Source organism: Mycobacterium sp. NGS45 (assembly GCF_059812645.1).
Genome location: NZ_JCALDB010000001.1, coordinates 334,873 through 352,200, shown reverse-complemented (window position 1 = coordinate 352,200; position 17,328 = coordinate 334,873). Strand labels below are relative to the sequence as shown.

The following is a 17,328-nucleotide window of genomic DNA, read 5'->3' as shown; positions in this document are numbered from 1 at the left end:
TTCAGCCCCGCGCGCGTACCACCGCGTCGTAGAGCTCGCGGCGCGAGGGCGCGCCCGGATGGGCCGCCACCACCTGCTGACAGGCGTCCTTGACCCGGACGCCGTCGTCGACCAGGGCCTGCACAGCCGCCACCAACTCGTCGACGTCGGCGCTCGGCGTCGCACCGGCCAGCACCACGGTGATCTCACCGAGCACGCCGCCGGTGGCCCACTCGGCGAGTTCGGCCAGCGTGCCGCGGATGACTTCCTCGTGGGTCTTGGTCAGTTCGCGGCACACCGCCGCGCGGCGCTGCCCCCCGAGCACGTCGACGGCGTCGTTCAACAACTCGGCGAGCCGCCGCGGCGACTCGAAGAACACGCAGGTGCGTGGCTCGTCGGACAGCGTCTGCAACCAGGTGCGGCGGGCGGTGGGCTTGCGCGGCGGGAAGCCTTCGAAACAGAACCGGTCGCAGGGCAGCCCGGACACCGCCAGGGCGGTCGTCACTGCCGACGGCCCGGGCAGGCAGCTCAGCGGCAGGTCGGCAGCCACACACGCGGTGACCAAGCGGTAGCCCGGATCGCTGATCGAGGGCATTCCGGCGTCGGTGACGGCCAGCACGGTCGCCCCGGCGCGGATGTCGTCGAGCAGACCCGGCACCCGGGCGGCTTCATTCTGGTCGAACAGGCTGACCACCCGCCCGGCAATCCGCACGCCGAGCGCCTGAGCCAGCGTCCGGACCCTGCGGGTGTCTTCGGCGGCCACCACGTCGGCGGTGCTCAAGGCCTTGACGAGCCTGGTGGAGGCGTCGGCGGGCTGACCCAACGGCGTGGCGGCCAGCAACAGTCGGCCGGCGGTCATGCCGAACAGCCTACGATCGTGGACGATGACCGCTCCCAGTCCGGTGTTGCCGGAGCGCGCCGTACCCGTGATCAGCCCGGGCCCGCTGGTTCCCATTGCGGATTTCGGCCCGCTGGATCGTGCCCAGGGCTGGGCGATGACCTTGGTGATCGGTGCGCTGGCCGCGGTCACCCGGTTCTTGAACCTGCAGTCGCCGACCGACGCCGGCACCCCGATCTTCGACGAGAAGCACTACGCACCGCAGGGCTGGCAGGTGCTGCACAACCACGGCATCGAGGACAACCCGGGCTACGGGCTGGTGGTGCATCCACCGGTCGGCAAGCAGCTGATCGCGATCGGCGAAGCGTTGTTCGGCTACACCGGACTCGGTTGGCGGTTCACCGGCGCGCTGCTGGGCACGATCCTGGTGGTGCTGGTGGCCCGAACCGTGCGGCGGATCAGCCGCTCCACGCTGGTCGGCGGCATCGCGGGTCTGCTGCTCATCGCCGACGGCGTCACGTTCGTCACCTCACGCACCGCGCTGTTGGACGGCTTCCTGGTGTTCTTCGTGGTCGCGGCGTTCGGCGCGTTGATCGTCGACCGCGACCAGGTCCGGGAGCGGATGCACAACGTGCTGCTCGACGGGCGCATCGCCGACACCCCGTGGGGTCCGCGACTCGGGGTGCGCTGGTGGCGATTTGGCGCCGGCGTGCTGCTCGGGTTGGCCTGCGCGACCAAGTGGTCCGGGCTGTACTTCGTGGTGTTCTTCGGTGCGATGTCGCTGGCGTTCGACATCGTGGCCCGCCGCCAGTACCGGGTGGCCCGGCCGTGGCTGGGCACCGTGCGCCGCGATCTGGGGCCGACGACGTATGCGCTGCTGCTGATTCCGTTCGCGGTGTACCTGGCGTCCTATGCAGGGTGGTTCGCCTCCGAAACCGCCGTCGACCGCTACGAAGCGGGCCGCGCGATCGGCGAACGCGCGTGGTACCAGCCGCCGGACGCGATCCGCTCGCTGTGGCACTACCTGTCGAAGGCCTTCGAGTTCCACTCCGGTTTGACCAACAGCGCCGGCAATCACCACCCATGGGAATCCAAGCCGTGGCTGTGGCCAATGTCGTTGCGGCCGGTGCTCTATGCCATCGATCAGGACAACGTGCCGGGCTGCGGTACCGCCTCCTGCGTCAAGGCCGTCCTGCTGGTCGGCACCCCCGCGATGTGGTTCATCGCGGTACCGGTACTGGTGTATGCGGCCTGGCGAACGTTCGTGCGCCGGGATTGGCGCTACGCCGTGGTGCTGGTCGGTTACTTCGCCGGATACCTGCCCTGGTTCGCCGACGTCGACCGGCAGATGTACTTCTTCTACGCAGCCACGATGGCGCCGTTCCTGGTGATGGCGATAGCGCTGATATGCGGCGACATCCTGTATCAACCCGGGCAGAACTCGGAACGACGAACACTTGGCCTGATCGTGGTGAGTTGCTATGTGGCACTGGTGATCACCAACTTCGCGTGGCTGTTCCCGGTACTGACCGGGACGCCGATTTCGGCGTCCACCTGGCAGATGCAGATCTGGTTGCCGTCCTGGCGTTGACGGCCGGGCTCTCGGCGCGGTTTTTTGTCGGTGGCTGGTGTCATGCTGGGGTCATGTCCACCGACGTCGTCGATGAAGCCCCTCGGGTGGGGCCCAATGAGCGCCTCGAGGTGCTCTTCGATGAGTTGGCCGAACTCAACGGGCAACGCAACGCCATCGACGCCCGGGTCGTAGAGATCATCGCCGAAATCCACCGCGACGCCATCTGGGGCAACACCGGCGTGCGCTCCCTGCCCGCTCTGGTCGCCTGGAAAACCGGCTGCTCACCATCGAACGCGCGCACCATCACCGCCATCGCGCAACGCCTCGACGAATTCCCCCGCTGCGCCCAAGGCATGAAAGAAGGCCGCTTCTCCCTCGACCAAGTCGGCGTCATCGCCGAACGCGCCGGCACCGGATCCGACGCCCACTACGAACCGCTGGTCGGCGTCGCCACCGTCACCCAGTTGCGCCACGCGGTCAAACTCGAACCCCGCCCCGACCCGGACAAGCGCCCCGCCCCCGAACACGGCATCACCAAGACCACCCGCAACGACGTCGACTACTGGCGCATCACCATGAGCCACACCGACTCCGCCGCACTCGACGCCGCCCTGCACTCCCACCTCGACGCCCTGATCACCGACTGGAAACACGACCACGGCGACAGCAAAGAGGACGACGAGCCGGACGAATCCCCGGACCAGCGCCCGCCGATGCCCACCACCTTCGACGCCTTCCTACGCCTGGTCGAGACCAGCTGGGACAGCGAAACCCAACGCCGCCCGCACGCCCAACGCACCACCGTCGTCATCCATCTCGACATCAAAGACCGCATCGCCGCCCTACACCTGGGCCCGGTGCTGCCCGAATCCGAACGCCAGTACCTGACCTGCGATGCCACCTGCGAAGTCTGGTTCGAACGCGACGGGGTGCCGATCGGATCCGGCCGCACCACCCGCACCATCAGCCGCCGCCTGCGCCGCGCCCTCGAACACCGCCACCGGACCTGCGCAGTACCGGGCTGCGGCGCCACCCGCGGACTGCACGCCCACCACATCACCCACTGGGAAAACGGCGGCGCCACCGAACTGGACAACCTGGTCTTGGTCTGCCCGTACCACCACCGCCTGCACCACAAAGGCATCATCACCATCACCGGCCCGGCCCACCGCCTCGTCGTCACCGACAGCGAAGGCAGGCGATTACACCCAGGTTCGCTGGCCCGACCACCCACCACCGGATTCCCCGACGTCCCACCATGTCCCGGACCCACCGGCGAACGCGCCATGTGGTGGTTCTACGACCCCTACCGACCACCACCACCCATCACCCTCTAGGCCTCCAGGGACTTCCACCCCGACCGGCGGACCTAGATCGGGTCGCGAGCGGCCGGACACGACATGCAGCGCGGCCCGCCGCGGCCGGTGCCCAGTTCCGAGGCGGCGATCCGCAACACCTCGATCCCCGAATCCTCCAGCCGCGCATTGGTTTCGGTGTTCCGTTCATAGCCCACCACCACGCCGGGCGCCAATGCCAAAGTGTTGTTGCCGTCGTCCCACTGTTCGCGTTCGGCGGTGACCGGATCCAGGCCGGTGTCGATCACCCGTAACCGGTCGATACCCATCGCCTCGGCGGCGGCCTGCACGAACGGCACCGCATCGGCGATCGTCACCCCGGATCCGGACCGGCGTATGGTGTAGGCCGACACCGAGTCGACGATGTTCGGGTACATCACCACGGCGTCGACGTCGACCATGGTGCAGACGGTGTCCAAGTGCATCTGGGCGCGGTCCTGCTCGATCGGAACGGCCAGCACGGTGTGCGCCAGGTCGTCGTCGAACAGGCTGCGAGCCAAGGCTTCTGCGCCCGCCGGGGTGGTCCGCTCCCCCACCCCTACGGCCAGCACGCCGGGCGCCAGCAGCAACACGTCCCCGCCTTCGACTGGCGCCGAACGCGATTCGTAGGCCCGGCGCACCCCGAGGAACCGCGGGTGATGGGCATAGATCAAGTCGGTCAACGACGCCTCACGCACCCGGGCCGGCAGCGCCAACGACGTGATCGCGACCCGCGGACCAATCCAGAAAGACGAGTCCCGGGTGAACATCAGGTTGGGCAGCGGGTCGATCACGAAGTCGGCGCCATGGTGCATCCGACGCACCAACGACAAATCGTTGCCGTCGAACGGCAATTCGGTGAACGTCATGCCGGCGATCAAGACGTGCGCCAGCTCGGCTGCCTCCAGCGACCGCAGGTACGCGGAGAGTTCCTGCGCCAGAGGCAAACCCAGCCGGCGTGAATCCACGGCAGCCCCGACTCCGTGGATGCGGGCAGCGCCGCTGTGCAACGCTTCGGCCAGCAGATCGGCCAGCAGCAGCACCTCGACACCACGCGAGCGGAGCAGCTCGGCGAAGGCGTCGTGTTCCTCTTGCGCGCGCGCCACCCAGGGCAACCCGTCGAACAGCAGCGCGTCGTTGTTGCGCGGTGTGAGCCGCTGCAGTTCGGCACCCGGCCGATGCAAGATGACCGCTCGCAGCCGGCCCACCTCGGAATCCACGCCCAACGCCTGTGTGGTCACAGCTAGCACGGTAGCGCGGCCGGCCAGCTCAACTACGCTTTGCCCTGGCCCGACCCGGCTGTGAGCCTTCGCGCCGCCGCGCATTTCGAACCCAACGATTCGGCGTGCCGCACCGCTTTCTATCGAACGCCTGTGCGATAGACTGGCCACGTGTCGCAGGCGGTACAGGAAGCCCTGTTCGAGCACGCCGATCGGCGCTGGTTGAGCAATGGCGCGTGGATCGACGTGCGGGCCGGTTGGCTCGACGGTCCGGCCAACCCGGCTCAGTTGTTCGACGAGTTGCTGTCCAGCATCCCGTGGCGGGCCGAACGCCGGCAGATGTATGACCGGGTGCTCGACGTCCCGCGGCTGATCAGCTTCCACGACCTGGTCGAGGAGCCCGCGCCGCACCCGGCGCTCAAACAGATCCGCCGTCGGCTCAACGACATCTACGCCGGCGAGCTCGGCGAACCCTTCGTCAGCGCGGGACTGTGTCTGTACCGCGACGGCAACGACAGCGTGGCCTGGCACGGCGACACCATCGGCCGCGGCCGCACCGAGGACACCATGGTGGCCATCGTCAGCCTGGGCGCCGCGCGCACGTTCGCATTGCGACCACGCGGCGGTGGCCCGTCGCTGCGGCTCAAACATGGCCACGGCGACCTGCTGGTGATGGGCGGATCCTGCCAGCGCACCTGGGAACACGCCATCCCGAAGACCACGCGTCCGGTCGGCCCGCGGATCAGCATCCAGTTCCGCCCGCGCGGCGTCCGGTGATTTCGGTGCGTTTAGGTGCGGTGAGCGCCCCTAAACGCACCGAAATCGCTCAGGTACGGATGGCGGCGACGCCGTCGACCAGCAGTTGTTCGGCCCGTTTGGTGTCCACCGGCACGGTCGGGCGGTCCGAGGCGACCAGCGGGTTGGCCGTCACCGAGACCCGGTAACCGCCGAACTGGGCCAGATAGTTGTAGAGCTCGCCGGTTTGCACCTTGCCGTCGATGGTCACCTGCAACACCTGATGCACACCGAGGGTCTGAGCGCCGTCGATCTGCGGGGCGGGCACGTACTCGACCGTGCCGCGCCGCCCCTCACCAGCAAAGGAGACTTTCTTGCAGTTCTCGCCGGGAGCACTCAGCGGAATCTCCTCGGAGGTCTCGAGTGCGATCACCAGGAATCGGTTGCCCATACCTTCCGCGGTCACCGCGGCCATGTTGCCCTGCAGCCCGTCGGGCATGGCTTGGCCGGCCGCGAACTGCGCGCAATCCGCGGGTTCGAACGCCACACCCTCCGGCAGCTTCTGACCGCCCAGCATCTTGGGATCGATGCCGGTCGGAGCCTGCTCGGTGACGGTGAACTCCGGGCCGAACGACGACTTCAGTTCGGTGATCTTGCTGATGTCGGCCGAGTTGGCGGTGCAACCGGCCAGCAGGCCGACGATCGCGGTGGCCGCCAGTGCCGCGTGTGTTTTCATCGGGCGTCAATCTACCCACCCGGGCCGGATCAGCCGCGCAACACTGCCACCGCGTCGACCAACAATTCGGCGGCCACCCGGGAATCCAACGCCGGCAGCGGTGATCCGGGGTCGACCACCAAGGTGACGAACACCAGCTGGCCGTCGGCGTAGGCAGTGAAAGTGCTTGCCCGGGACTCGGTTTGGCTACCGGACTCGACCGCGGTGTGGATCGTCGCGGTCATTCCCACGGTCTGCGCGCGCTCGATGCTCGGCGCGTCGACGAGCGAAATGTCGGCTGTGGAATTGCGATTCGACATCACCCAATGCCCACAGGAATTCCGCACACCGACGTCCGGGGCGACCGGCCCCGGTACCGCCACCACGTAGAGAATGCCGCCCGCACCGGAGCCGGACACTCCCACGGCGGGCCCGTCGGCACCGGCGTCGACCAACGCAGCGCACTGCGCTGGTGCGCTGATCGATCCGTCCCGCAGGCCCCAGAAGTGGGCGGGCGAGTCGACCCCGGATGCGTCGGCGACCTCGTATCCGTCGGGCAGTGCCCCGCTGACCCGTTTGATCCGGCTCGGATCGACGCGTCCGGTTTGCTGGGTCGCGGATTTCCCCGACGAATGGTGCGCCGCAGGGGAGTCAGCGGGCGAGCCGCAGGCCGCGACGAGGCAAACCGCGACGGCCAGCACTGGGGGCACCCGAACCCGCACCGCCCGTTGATATCACAGCCGCCGCTCAGCGACGGTGGATTACGGATATGTCGTCGGCGTCGGGAGTCGAACTTCGACTCGGCACACTCGTTTCAGCACCGCTCGAAGCACGCTCAGCGACGATTGCGCCGCCAGATGTCGACCGACATGACGGTCGCGAACGTGGTCCACAAGGGATACGGGATGAGGGCAAGGCCCGCTTTGGGATTCACCTGCGCGACTCGGCGAGTCAGGTCAGCACTGCTGAGCGCCAACAGTCCGGCGTTGACGGCCGCCGGACCCAGCTGGTGCCGGCGGAAGAACACCCAACTCCAGCCTGCGTTGAGAGCCAGGTTGGTCGCCAGTGCAGCGACGAACGCGCGGGCCTCGGCGGTATCGCCCTTTTCGCGTAACCGATCGAGGGTCGACGCCGACGTTCCCGCGATGCTCGCGTAGAGGCTGGTCCAGGCCACCGGGAAGACACCGTCCGGCGGGACGTAGCCCGGCTTGTCGATGGTGCGGTACCAGGTCCGCACCCCCGAACTGCTGGCAACGCTGCCGATGGCGCCGGCCGCCGCGGTGGCGACCGTGGTGGCAATCAAAGTCGGAATTCGCATGGTTGCTCAGCTACCCGGCCCTGGCCGCCGCCAAACCCACTGAGGGCAAGGTCACGGCGGCCGAAATCGCCCGCAACACCGCCAATTTGCGACAAGATCCCGCCATTTGCAGTTCAGGTGAACAGATTTTGAATCCTGTGGAACAAAACTGTGAACCAAGTGGTTTGCACTGATACCCCCGGCGTTGGCGAACGGCGAGGCAAAGAGGCACAAAGAGGGGCAGGGCAGCGAGATGCAGAAACAAACCAGCAGACTGCTGATCACCGCGCTGGCAGCAGGCGCGCTGACTGTCGGCGCGATCGGCATGTCCGGCATCGCAGCGGCTACACCCAGCGGAGAGTCCGTCGAACAGACCGTGACCAAGCTGGAGTCCGAGGGCTACCAGGTGGTGCTGAACAAGGTCGGTTCCGCGCCTCTGGAGCAATGCTCCATCAGCGCGGTGCGACCGGGCCAGACGTTCTCGTCCATGGACTCCCGGACCCCGGGCGCACGTGATCGTCCGGTCACCACCGTCACCGGCATGACCGTCTACGTCGACGTGATCTGCTAGGCGTTCGGCGACGTTGTCGCCGCGGTCCCGATGCTCGGTGCGGTCGGGCTCGTCATCAGGACCGGATGCGTCGGGACCGGATGCGTCGGGACCGGATGCGTCGTTGGGACCGGGTGAGCCGAGGCCGGGACGGGTCGATTGCGGGCCGAAGCTGCTCTGCGGCCCCGTCCTGACCCGCTGCGGCTGCTGTGCCCGGCTCTCACCCGGCGCCGTTGCCTCATTCCCTCGTTGTCGCACTTGCGGCGCCTGCGCCGGTTCCTTGAGCTTGACCTCATCCTGATCTACCTGGGGCCGTTGATATTTCGATGCTCCAACGGTAGACAGCGGCCGCCGCTGCGGCGAGAGTCGAGAGAAGGGCCGGCGGGTGTTCTCCTGCGGCGCAGCGGCAGTCGGCCGTTCGACTTGCGGTGCTGCGGCCGGTGGTGCCGGTGGCAGGTCCTGGACCGCGGGCGTCGGCGCCGTCGTGGGCGGATCGTCCAGTTCGACCGACGGGTCAGCACCGAGTGGCGCACCTTTGGTCTCGGGATCCGGCTGGGGACCCCCGGCACCCTCGGCAGCACGGGTCTCGTGCGTGCCGAGGGCCGGGGCGAGCAGCGCGGTGGGTCCTAGCCGCTCGTTCCCAAACGGCGACGCCAAGTTCATTGGCGTCACCATCGTCATTTGGGGTGCCGACGTCCTTCCCGCACCCGGCACCGGGCCCGGGGGATCCCCGACCGTCGTCTCAGGAGGCGTTCGATCGGGCGCCGCCAACGTCATCGGCGGGCCCACCGGAGCCACCGGGTGGTCGACCTCGTCGAGCACCGGTCCGCCGACACCGAACGGTGACTGCACCGGCGTGGTCCCGAACGGACGATTGGTGGGGTCACCGGTGGCCTCGGCGATCGCATCATCGAGTCCGGTCGGGATCGCAACGAGCAGGTTGACCAGATCACGCAGCGGGTTCTCCAACCGCAGCAGGCGGGCGGTGGTCGGTGTGCCCGGCGCAATGTCGCGGTCGTAGCCCCACTCGACCAATACCCGCAGCGGCGCATCGAGGGCGGTCAGGATCGGCGACGGAACGCCGAGGTCGGCCAGCGGTTGCAGGATCGGCAACCGCTCGGTCCCGAACATGTAGTAGCTGGTGTCGCCGGTGGTGCCCTGGTCGTACAGCGGGCCCAGCGGCCTGTCCGGGGCACCGAAGTAATCGCCGTGCTGATAGAGGATTCCGGCCACTGCGTTGGCCAAGGACACCACGTTCAGCGGGTACAGCGGGAAATCCGACCACCCGTCGTACTGGCGGGTGACATCGACAGTCGGGAACAGGAAGTGACCATTGTCGTCGACCGGACCGTTCGTCGGCGTGGCCCCGTCGAACGTCACGACCAGGATCGGGATGACGAGGACCTTGAACCGCTGCAGGATCCCGCCGTTGGCCCGGTTAGGGTTTCCGATCACCACGAACATCACCTTCACCGGGTGCGGCCCGTCGGAGTCGTAACCGGCGATCAACACGCGCTTGAGGATGGTGGCGATCCGGGCGCTCTGGGAGTAGCCGAAGACCGCCAAGTCATCCCCGGGTACCGGGTTGGTCTCGTAGTGCGCAATACAGTCGTCGTCGCCCGCCACGCAGTTCGACAAATTGGCGAACCCGATCGCCACCGATTCGTCGAAGGTCATCCGGCCGGCCACCGGGAAGAACTCTTCGGGAGTCCAGGCCACCGCCATGTGGTAGTCGTCGTCGTTTCCACCGCCGGCGGGCACGATGTACATGTCACGGGCGTGCGGCAGGTAATACTCGGCGACCTCGGGCTCGGAGTACGGGTAGTTCGGCGGGCTTCCGTTCCGGTTCACCAGGGGATGCCCGGTACCGCCCATCACGAAAGCCGTGGTGCCCAGCAGTCGCACCACAGTGCTCAGCTGTGGTGACCAACCGAGCGCGAGTACCGCAACCAATGCAGTGACCGCTACCGCCAGCGAACGAAGCCACCCGCGCATGATCCGACCTCCCCCTGAGATCAGAACCCCTGCACTGCCCCGCCGCAGCGACGTCCCCACACGTCATCGCGGGTCCCGACCCCGCAGTACAGCAGCAGTGTGCGCCGGTGCCGGGGGTTGCGCAGCGAAATTGACAACAACGCCGTCAGATGACATGCAGCGGACGGGGCGCCCGGAGACCCGGCACCCGTGACCGGGGCCGTTGTGCGCCGGACCTACCAGTGGCCCAGGATCGACGACGCGGCCGGCGGATCACCGTAAGCTGCAGCAATGACCCGTTTGGCCGAGCGTGTCGGCGCCGCTCTGATTTCTGCCGGGATCGCGGTGGCGATGGCCGGTTGCTCCACCACCACCGAGGGCACCGCTCGCACCGCGCCCGAAGATACCTCGACCGAAGCGACGACGTCGGCCGCGACCAGCACCGCCGCCCCGACCGCGACACCGCAGGCCGGACAGCATCGGACCATCCGGGATTACGTGCTGGAGAACGGGATTGAAGAAACCACGCTCCGGCCGCAGGATCCGGGCCCGACGATCAACCTGCCGACCCCGCCGGGCTGGTCGGTCACCGACGCCTACGCCCCCGCCGCGCCGTACGGCGCGATCGTCTATGACTCCTCGGCCGTGCCGAACAACCCGCCGCGCATCCTGTCGCTGCTGTCCAAGCTCACCGGCAATGTCGATCCCGACGAGATCCTCGCACTGGCACCCGGTGAGCTGCGCAACATTCCGGGCTTCGACGGACCCAGCGAGGGCACCCGGGACAGCCTCGGCGGCTTCGATGCGGTGCAGATCGGTGGCAGCTACGACATGGACGGCAACCAAGGCATGATCGCGCAGAAGACGGTGGTGATCCCCGGCGACGGTGCGGTCTACGTGCTGCAGCTCAATGCGTACGTCGACGAATCGGAAGCCGACATCCTCGATGCGGCCACCGACATCATCGACGAACAGACCACCATCACGGTCTAGACGTCAGGCCCGCGACACCGCGGACGCCTCGGCGATCTGCTCGGGGCCGGGCCGCACCCCGGTATAGCGCTCGAACTGTTCGGCGGCTTGCAGCGCAATGACTTCCGCGCCGGTGATCACCTGCTTGCCCGCCGCCCGCGCGGCCCGGATCAGCGGCGTCTCGGCCGGTAGCGCGACGGCGTCGAACACGGTGTCGGCGGCGTCGATCACCTCGTCCGCAAACGGCGACTCGTGTTCCTCGGGCCCGCCGGCCATTCCGATCGGGGTGACGTTGACCAGGATGGAGGCCCGCGCCCCACCGATGTGTGGACGCCAGCGGTAACCCAGCCGGCCGGCCAGCGCCGGTCCCGCGTCCGGGTTTCGCGCCACCACCAACCCGTTGCCAAATCCGCTGTCCCGGAAGGCCGCCCCGACCGCATGCGCCATCCCACCGCTGCCCTGGATCAGCACACTGCGCGCGGGATCCAGGCCGTACTGGTCGATCAACCGTTCGACGGCAAGGTAGTCGGTGTTCGTAGCGGTCAGCAGTCCGCGATCGTTGACGATGGTGTTGGCCGAGCCGATGGCCTGAGCCGACGGCTCGACGTGGTCGACCAGGCTCAAGACCACTTCCTTGAACGGCATCGACACCGAGCAGCCCCGAATACCCAAGGCCCGCACGCCGACAATCGCACCTTCGATATCGGTGGTGGTGAACGCCTTGTAGAGGTAGTCCAACCCGAGCAGCTCATAGAGATGGTTGTGGAAGCGAGTGCCGATGTTGCTGGGCCGGGCGGCCAACGAGATACACAGCGTGGTGTCCTTGCTCAGCGGCGGGCGCGGCATTTCAGCTCACCGCCTGCAGTACCTGGGCGGCCATCGCCGCGATCTGCGCCTTCAAATGTTTGGGCAGATGCACGTCGGCCCGATCGGGTACCTCAACCGCGGTCATCACCACTCCCAGGTCCTCCCTCACCCACACTGCGCCCAGCCCGTCGAGGATCTTGCGCATCGGACCATTGTCGGCCAGCACCCGCGCGGTGAACTTCCGCACCCCGGCCACCGGCGCGGCCAGCACGAGAGCCTTCATCAGAAATGATCCGATCCCTTTGCCCTGGTAGTCATCTGCGACGATGAACGCCACCTCGGCTTCCTCCGGGTGCGCGCGATCGCGGATGAAGCGGGCGTCGGCGACAACGTCGTCGTGCTCATCGGTGACAACCCAGACAAAGTGATTGACGTAGTCGACCTGGAAGAGGTAATCCATCAACGCCGGACTGGGTTGGCGCACCGACATGAACCGCCGGTAGATGGTCTCGGCGGAGAATTCGATCGGACCGCCGCCGGCCCGCACGCTGTCCCCGGGAAGCGCTGGGCGCAACCACATTTCGGATCCGTCGCGCAACTTTATCGGCACCGGCTCGACGAATTCAGCCAGCCGTTGGCGGGCGGTGCGCACCATGATCCGCAGCACACCGGGCAACTCGATCAGTTCGTCGAACGCCGCGTCGTCGCCGCGCCAGGCCTGCACCGCGGTGCCGGCCAGCACGGTGGCCATCCGCGCAGAGTGGCGCAGCAGCGCGATCTCGCCGATGAGCTGACCGGCCGCCAGCGAAACCTCCGAGCTGTCGCCGTCGACGTCGACGTGCCGGACCAGCACCTGGCCGGAGCCGATGATCAGGAAGAAGTCGGCGTCGTCGCCCTGCGCCATCAGCACTTCGCCGGGTTCGGCGCGCAGCGGCTGCAGTTGCAGCGCCAAGCCGTACAGGTCGGCCGGGAAGCAGTCGGCGAATATCGACAGCTTCGCAAGTTGATCAGCCCGCTGAGTGATCAGTTCGGCCACGGCATCGTCTTCCTGGTCATCGCATGGCTATCCGGCTGCCACGTTGGAGACTACGTCCAACCGCGCTCCGACCGAGTGTGCTTCTGCCGATATCTCAGCCGATGTTCAGTCCGGTCCGGACACACCGTCGAGTAGCACGTCCAGCAGGGCTGCGAATCCCGTTGCCGGACTGTCGTTGTTGCGGGTGAGCACCCGCAGCAGCAGGGTGCCGATCAAGGCGCGGGCGACGGCGTCGAGGTCGGCATCGGCACGGATCTCGGCCGAGTCGACGGCGCTGCGCAACCGCACCAGCAGCCCGGCATGTTGCGGGACGCTGAGCTGACCGTAGAGATCGGAGTGGTCGCCGGGACTGGCGGCCGACGCGGCGATCAAGGCCCGGATCAGGTTGGCGTTGGCCGGTTCGGCGATGAACTCGCCGTGCTCGGTGAGCCAGCGCAACAGATCGGCACGCAGGTCACCGGTGTCCGGAACCGGGAAGGAGCCGTCCCGGCCGTAGGCGTTCAGCACCGCGTCGGCCACCAACGGTGCCTTCGACGGCCAGCGCCGGTACAGCGTCTTCTTGCCGACCCCGGCCTCGGCCGCAATCCGCTCCATCGTGAGGTCGGCGTAGCTGCCCGAGGTCAGCAGAGCCCGGGTGGCCGCCAAGATGGCGTGGTCGAGTTGCGCGTCTCGGGGCCGGCCCGCGCGTGGTTCGGCCATTCGGGAAAGTCTAGGCGGCCGGAGCCTTCCGCATGGCACTTACGACACGTATCGTGTCGTTATTGATCGCGAGAGAGGACTCGAGTTGAGCGCTGCCCTGCCGCTGTCGGTTCCCAAGAGTTGGGACGAGGTCACGCCGGCCTGGATGTCGGCCGCCCTGGCCGCCCATCACCCCGGCGTCGTGGTCGACGACGTCGTCGTCGCACTGCGCGATGACGGCACCAATCGGCGCGCGCGGCTGGAGGTGCGCTACGCGCCGACGTCGGCGCCGGGCCCGGCGACGGTGTTCATCAAGGCCGCCGACCCCGACCACAAGGAACTCATCCGGCTGACCAGCGGGATGTTCCATGAGCCCCGGCTGTTCATCTCCGGCGTCGAGCTGCCGCTGGAACACCCCGCGGTCTACACCGCGCTCATCGACGAGGACGACTACGACTTCACGCTGGTGATGGAGGACCTGGATGCCCGCGGCGCCGATCCGCGTGATGCCACCCGGCCGCTGACCATCGAGCAGGCCGCATCCGGTGTGCGCGGCCTGGGCCGGATGCACGGCCGGTTCTGGGGCCAACGCGTGCAGGACCACCCGGCACTGGAGTGGCTCGAACCTTTCCTGCCGTGGGACGGCATGGAGATTGCGCCGTTGCCGGCCGCGCTGGAACGTCTCGGCGATGACGCGCCGCCGGCGGTGGCCGCGTTGACCATCGAGTCATTGCTCGAAGACATCTGGAAGCCCTACATCCGGACGTTGACCGCCTCGGCACAGACGCTGCTGCACGGCGATCCGCACATCGGTAACACCTATCTGACGCCGGACGGCGAAGTGGGGTTCCTGGACTGGCAGGTGGCCCGGCGCGGGAACTGGTCGCTGGATCTGGGCTACTTCTTGCAGGGTGCGTTGACCACTGAGGATCGGCGCGCCGGCGAGGCGCAGTTGCTCGAGCAGTACCGGGATGCGTTGGGATTGCCGGCCGATGAGCTGCCGAGTCTGGATGAGATCTGGTTGCGTTACCGGGCGTCGGTGGCGCACGGTTTGACGCTGTGGTTGTGCACCGCCAGCGCCGGTGAACTGTGGCAACGGCCGGACATCGCATTGGCGTTGGCGCAACGCTATTCGGCGGCGTTTGCCGACCTGGATAGCGCTGCGGCGATCGCGGCGATCAGCTAGGCGGTCAAATCGGCCGACCTCATGGAGTCGGGGGCGGCTGACCGGGTCAGGTGTACTTGTAGAAGCCCTCTCCGGAAGCCAGCCCCAGCTTTCCCTTGTCCAGGTAGTTCGTCTTGAGCCAGGCAGCCAACTGCTGGGACTCCGCGTCACCGCTGACCATGATGTTGTAGGCGGTGCGCATACCGACCAGGTCGTAGATCTGGAACGGACCGACCGGGGCGCCCGTGGCGATCCGCCAGGTTTTGTCGACGTCGCTCGGATCGGCATAGCCACCGGCCGCCAGTTGTAGCGCTGCGTGCAGGAACGGCACCAACAACGAGTTCAGTACGTAACCGGCCTTTTCCTTGTGCAGCTCGATCGGCACCATCCCGATGGCCTTGGCGAACTCGACGACCTCAGCGAACACCTGCGGATCGGTCTCTGGCGAGCCCATTACCTCGGCAGTGTTGAACTGCCAGACCTTGTTGGCGAAATGCAAGGCCAAGAACCTGTCGGGGCGTCCGGTGAAGTCCTTGAGGTCGGAGGGGAGCAGCGTCGAGGAGTTCGTGGCGAAGATCGTTTTTGCCGGCGCCAACTGGCCGAGCTTCTGGTAGATCTCGCGTTTGAGCGAAAGCACCTCCGGCACGGCCTCGATCACCAGGTCGGCCTCGGCCGCGGCTGCAGCCAAGTCGCTGGTCAGGCTGAGTCGGCCGAGCGCAGCCGTAGTGGCGGTCCCGTCGGCGGCCTCGGGCACCTCCTTGACATAGGTCGCGGCGAGTTGGTCGAAACGTTGCCGAGCGGCGGCCAGGGCATCGTCATCGATGTCGTAGGCGGTGACAGTGCAGCCCCTGAATGCGCTCTGGAACGCAATCTGGGAACCCAGTACGCCGCAGCCGAGCACGGTGACATTACGGATATCGGAGACCATCGTTCACCTTCCGAACGCAGTGCGTTGACTGGCTAGCGCCGGTGGACTCCGGCGTGCCCAACGTTAGCCCGCACATGTGCTCGACTGGTCAAATTCTGTGGAGCTAAGGGGAATCGAACCCCTGACCTACTCGATGCGAACGAGTCGCGCTACCAACTGCGCCATAGCCCCTTGATCGGTAGCAGGCTACCAGCCTGCCGTCGCCAAATTAAAACCGGCGGATCACTGCCCTGCTGCCCGGGGCAGGTCGTAGTCACGGGAGAACCTGGTGTACTCCAGATGCTCGAAGATCGGGTCCTCGTCGTCGATCTCGAGCACTGCTGCACCTGGGCGGCGCAACCGGGCCGGCACGATGTCCATGTTGCGGTCGCTGGTGTTCTCCACTCCCAGCCGCGAACGGGCCATCCGCTGCATACGACGACGGCGTAGCCGCTCTTCGATCCGGGTCTGCCGCCGCAGGTAGGCCAGGTACAGCAGGGTTATCAGGGCCGCCGAACCGCATGCCCACCAGACATCCGGTGTGACCAGCAGCGCGGTCAGGCTGGTCGCGACCATCACCAGCGACATGGCCAGCAGCACCCGCTTGCGGAAGCGATACTTGCGGGCGCTGACCGCAGCGGCGGTGGCCGATACGTGCCGGCGCCGCGGCGGTGCGGGCGCAGTGCCCGGCTCGGCTTCGGGCTCCAGGCCGGAGCTGTCTTCGATGTACTCGTACTCGTCTTGGGTGCCGTCGGCGACCGGGGCCTCGGCGTGTTCAGCCTCGGGCTCGGCTTCGGCTTCGACGGGCTCGGGCTGCTGCGCCTCGGGTTGCTCGGCCACGGTTTCGACGGGCTCGGGCTGCTGCGCCTCGACTGGTTCGGGGGCTTCGGCTACCGGTTCGGGAGTGGTTGTGTCACTGCCGAATTCCAGCGGCAGCTCTTCCTCCTGCAGCCGGCCCACCGGCAGTGCACCCGAGTCCGGGTCGACGACGTCGACGTCGAGATAGTCGGTCTCCTCCTCGACGGTCACCGCCGCCACGACGGCCACCGACCGCACCCGCGACGGCTTGCCGGTCACCACCACCGGACCGGTGCGGTCGTCGTCGTCGTCGAAGACGTCGTCCTGATCTTCCTCGTGCCGCCAATCGGGATCACTGGCGTGCCCCGCGGCCGGACCGCCGCGCCTGCGCAGTCTGGTGTTGAGCACGCGAGTCGCCAAGGCCACGTCGCTGGTGCGCTTCACGGTGTCCCGCTTGTTGATCAGCATGGGCACCAGCACGAACAGCCAGAGCACCACGAGGGAGATCCAAAGAAGGGACTGGGGGATGCTTGGCATGGTGGCCTGCTCCTTTCCCCGTTCAGGCTAGGTCTGTGACCAGCGCAACCGTGGGCGGCGCGCCGATCACAATTACACACCTGTAATTCAGTATTTCAAAGCATCAACAGGCACTTTTGTCACATTGGTAACAGGAATCTCGGTCCCGGCCCGTTCATATAGCGCTCAGGTAGGCCGCCACTCGCACTTTTGCTACCTGAGTTCGCACTCAAC

16 protein-coding genes and 1 tRNA gene are annotated in these 17,328 nt (G+C 67.2%); 5 read left to right on the top strand and 12 right to left on the bottom strand.

The features are described 5' to 3' along the window. Position 1: 1 nt before the first annotated feature. A complete protein-coding gene (gene rsmI, locus AC5Y3P_RS01690) occupies positions 2 to 838 on the bottom strand; it encodes a 16S rRNA (cytidine(1402)-2'-O)-methyltransferase (protein ID WP_500044139.1) in 837 nt (278 codons plus the stop codon). A 25-nt stretch (positions 839 to 863) separates the two neighbouring features. Here rsmI and AC5Y3P_RS01685 point away from each other — a divergent pair, with 25 nt between their 5' ends. Next, positions 864 to 2,408, top strand: coding sequence for a dolichyl-phosphate-mannose--protein mannosyltransferase (locus AC5Y3P_RS01685; RefSeq protein ID WP_500044138.1), 1,545 nt, complete (start codon positions 864 to 866; stop codon positions 2,406 to 2,408). Positions 2,409 to 2,461: 53 nt separating this feature from the next. Next, complete coding sequence (locus AC5Y3P_RS01680) at positions 2,462 to 3,727, top strand: HNH endonuclease signature motif containing protein (RefSeq protein WP_500044137.1); 1,266 nt, start codon at positions 2,462 to 2,464, stop codon at positions 3,725 to 3,727. Between the two features lie 32 nt (positions 3,728 to 3,759). On the opposite strand, the gene arcA is transcribed toward AC5Y3P_RS01680, so the two are convergent. Beyond that, positions 3,760 to 4,950, bottom strand: a complete 1,191-nt coding sequence (gene arcA, locus AC5Y3P_RS01675) for an arginine deiminase (protein WP_500044272.1) — start codon at positions 4,948 to 4,950, stop codon at positions 3,760 to 3,762. Between the two features lie 165 nt (positions 4,951 to 5,115). Between arcA and AC5Y3P_RS01670 the strand changes: the two genes are divergently transcribed. Continuing rightward, entirely contained in the window at positions 5,116 to 5,721 is a 606-nt protein-coding gene (locus AC5Y3P_RS01670; RefSeq protein WP_500044136.1) for an alpha-ketoglutarate-dependent dioxygenase AlkB, read from the top strand. Positions 5,722 to 5,770: 49 nt separating this feature from the next. On the opposite strand, the gene AC5Y3P_RS01665 is transcribed toward AC5Y3P_RS01670, so the two are convergent. The 4 genes from AC5Y3P_RS01665 to AC5Y3P_RS01650 all read right to left on the bottom strand — a co-directional run bounded on the left by AC5Y3P_RS01665 (position 5,771) and on the right by AC5Y3P_RS01650 (position 9,918). Next, the gene (locus AC5Y3P_RS01665; protein WP_500044135.1) at positions 5,771 to 6,415 is read right to left on the bottom strand and encodes a DUF5642 family protein; all 645 of its coding nucleotides are present in this window, start codon (positions 6,413 to 6,415) and stop codon (positions 5,771 to 5,773) included. Between the two features lie 29 nt (positions 6,416 to 6,444). Continuing rightward, complete coding sequence (locus AC5Y3P_RS01660) at positions 6,445 to 7,116, bottom strand: DUF5642 family protein (protein WP_500044134.1); 672 nt, start codon at positions 7,114 to 7,116, stop codon at positions 6,445 to 6,447. Between the two features lie 113 nt (positions 7,117 to 7,229). Then, positions 7,230 to 7,712 (bottom strand): TspO/MBR family protein, encoded by a 483-nt coding sequence (locus AC5Y3P_RS01655; protein WP_500044133.1) that lies wholly within the window; start codon positions 7,710 to 7,712, stop codon positions 7,230 to 7,232. 10 nt (positions 7,713 to 7,722) lie between these two features. Next, the gene (locus AC5Y3P_RS01650) at positions 7,723 to 9,918 is read right to left on the bottom strand and encodes a PE-PPE domain-containing protein (protein WP_500044271.1); all 2,196 of its coding nucleotides are present in this window, start codon (positions 9,916 to 9,918) and stop codon (positions 7,723 to 7,725) included. Positions 9,919 to 10,506: 588 nt separating this feature from the next. On the opposite strand from AC5Y3P_RS01650, the gene lpqN reads away from it, so the two are divergent. After that, the gene (lpqN, locus tag AC5Y3P_RS01645; RefSeq protein WP_500044132.1) at positions 10,507 to 11,208 is read left to right on the top strand and encodes an envelope biogenesis lipoprotein LpqN; all 702 of its coding nucleotides are present in this window, start codon (positions 10,507 to 10,509) and stop codon (positions 11,206 to 11,208) included. 3 nt (positions 11,209 to 11,211) lie between these two features. Here the strand turns inward: lpqN and AC5Y3P_RS01640 are convergent, their stop codons facing one another. The 3 genes from AC5Y3P_RS01640 to AC5Y3P_RS01630 all read right to left on the bottom strand — a co-directional run bounded on the left by AC5Y3P_RS01640 (position 11,212) and on the right by AC5Y3P_RS01630 (position 13,729). After that, positions 11,212 to 12,033: a shikimate 5-dehydrogenase gene (locus tag AC5Y3P_RS01640; protein ID WP_500044131.1), complete on the bottom strand. Its 822-nt coding sequence runs from the start codon at positions 12,031 to 12,033 to the stop codon at positions 11,212 to 11,214. A 1-nt stretch (position 12,034) separates the two neighbouring features. Then, positions 12,035 to 13,030 (bottom strand): acetyltransferase Pat, encoded by a 996-nt coding sequence (pat, locus tag AC5Y3P_RS01635; RefSeq protein ID WP_500044130.1) that lies wholly within the window; start codon positions 13,028 to 13,030, stop codon positions 12,035 to 12,037. Positions 13,031 to 13,135: 105 nt separating this feature from the next. After that, positions 13,136 to 13,729, bottom strand: coding sequence for a TetR/AcrR family transcriptional regulator (locus tag AC5Y3P_RS01630; protein WP_500044129.1), 594 nt, complete (start codon positions 13,727 to 13,729; stop codon positions 13,136 to 13,138). A 145-nt stretch (positions 13,730 to 13,874) separates the two neighbouring features. Between AC5Y3P_RS01630 and AC5Y3P_RS01625 the strand changes: the two genes are divergently transcribed. Next, on the top strand, positions 13,875 to 14,894 hold the full coding sequence (locus AC5Y3P_RS01625; RefSeq protein ID WP_500044270.1) for a phosphotransferase: 1,020 nt from the start codon (positions 13,875 to 13,877) through the stop codon (positions 14,892 to 14,894). Positions 14,895 to 14,940: 46 nt separating this feature from the next. Here the strand turns inward: AC5Y3P_RS01625 and AC5Y3P_RS01620 are convergent, their stop codons facing one another. The 3 genes from AC5Y3P_RS01620 to sepX form a co-directional block, all read right to left on the bottom strand. Then, positions 14,941 to 15,801 carry a 3-hydroxyacyl-CoA dehydrogenase gene (locus AC5Y3P_RS01620; RefSeq protein ID WP_500044128.1) on the bottom strand — a complete coding sequence of 287 codons (861 nt, stop codon included), beginning with the start codon at positions 15,799 to 15,801 and terminating at the stop codon, positions 14,941 to 14,943. Between the two features lie 98 nt (positions 15,802 to 15,899). Then, positions 15,900 to 15,972: transfer RNA gene (locus tag AC5Y3P_RS01615), tRNA-Ala, on the bottom strand. 51 nt (positions 15,973 to 16,023) lie between these two features. After that, on the bottom strand, positions 16,024 to 17,115 hold the full coding sequence (sepX, locus tag AC5Y3P_RS01610; RefSeq protein ID WP_500044127.1) for a divisome protein SepX/GlpR: 1,092 nt from the start codon (positions 17,113 to 17,115) through the stop codon (positions 16,024 to 16,026). Positions 17,116 to 17,328: the final 213 nt, after the last annotated feature.

What these genes read in the sequence shown, in the direction of transcription:
- lpqN (WP_500044132.1), top strand. Translation starts at nt 10,507, where the DNA reads ATGACCCGTTTGGCCGAGCGTGTCGGCGCCGCTCTGATTTCTGCCGGG.
- AC5Y3P_RS01620 (WP_500044128.1), bottom strand. Translation starts at nt 15,801, where the DNA reads ATGGTCTCCGATATCCGTAATGTCACCGTGCTCGGCTGCGGCGTACTG.
- AC5Y3P_RS01680 (WP_500044137.1), top strand. Translation starts at nt 2,462, where the DNA reads ATGTCCACCGACGTCGTCGATGAAGCCCCTCGGGTGGGGCCCAATGAG.
- AC5Y3P_RS01630 (WP_500044129.1), bottom strand. Translation starts at nt 13,729, where the DNA reads ATGGCCGAACCACGCGCGGGCCGGCCCCGAGACGCGCAACTCGACCAC.
- AC5Y3P_RS01665 (WP_500044135.1), bottom strand. Translation starts at nt 6,415, where the DNA reads ATGAAAACACACGCGGCACTGGCGGCCACCGCGATCGTCGGCCTGCTG.
- rsmI (WP_500044139.1), bottom strand. Translation starts at nt 838, where the DNA reads ATGACCGCCGGCCGACTGTTGCTGGCCGCCACGCCGTTGGGTCAGCCC.
- AC5Y3P_RS01685 (WP_500044138.1), top strand. Translation starts at nt 864, where the DNA reads ATGACCGCTCCCAGTCCGGTGTTGCCGGAGCGCGCCGTACCCGTGATC.
- AC5Y3P_RS01625 (WP_500044270.1), top strand. Translation starts at nt 13,875, where the DNA reads ATGTCGGCCGCCCTGGCCGCCCATCACCCCGGCGTCGTGGTCGACGAC.
- AC5Y3P_RS01650 (WP_500044271.1), bottom strand. Translation starts at nt 9,918, where the DNA reads ATGACCTTCGACGAATCGGTGGCGATCGGGTTCGCCAATTTGTCGAAC.
- sepX (WP_500044127.1), bottom strand. Translation starts at nt 17,115, where the DNA reads ATGCCAAGCATCCCCCAGTCCCTTCTTTGGATCTCCCTCGTGGTGCTC.
- AC5Y3P_RS01640 (WP_500044131.1), bottom strand. Translation starts at nt 12,033, where the DNA reads ATGCCGCGCCCGCCGCTGAGCAAGGACACCACGCTGTGTATCTCGTTG.
- AC5Y3P_RS01655 (WP_500044133.1), bottom strand. Translation starts at nt 7,712, where the DNA reads ATGCGAATTCCGACTTTGATTGCCACCACGGTCGCCACCGCGGCGGCC.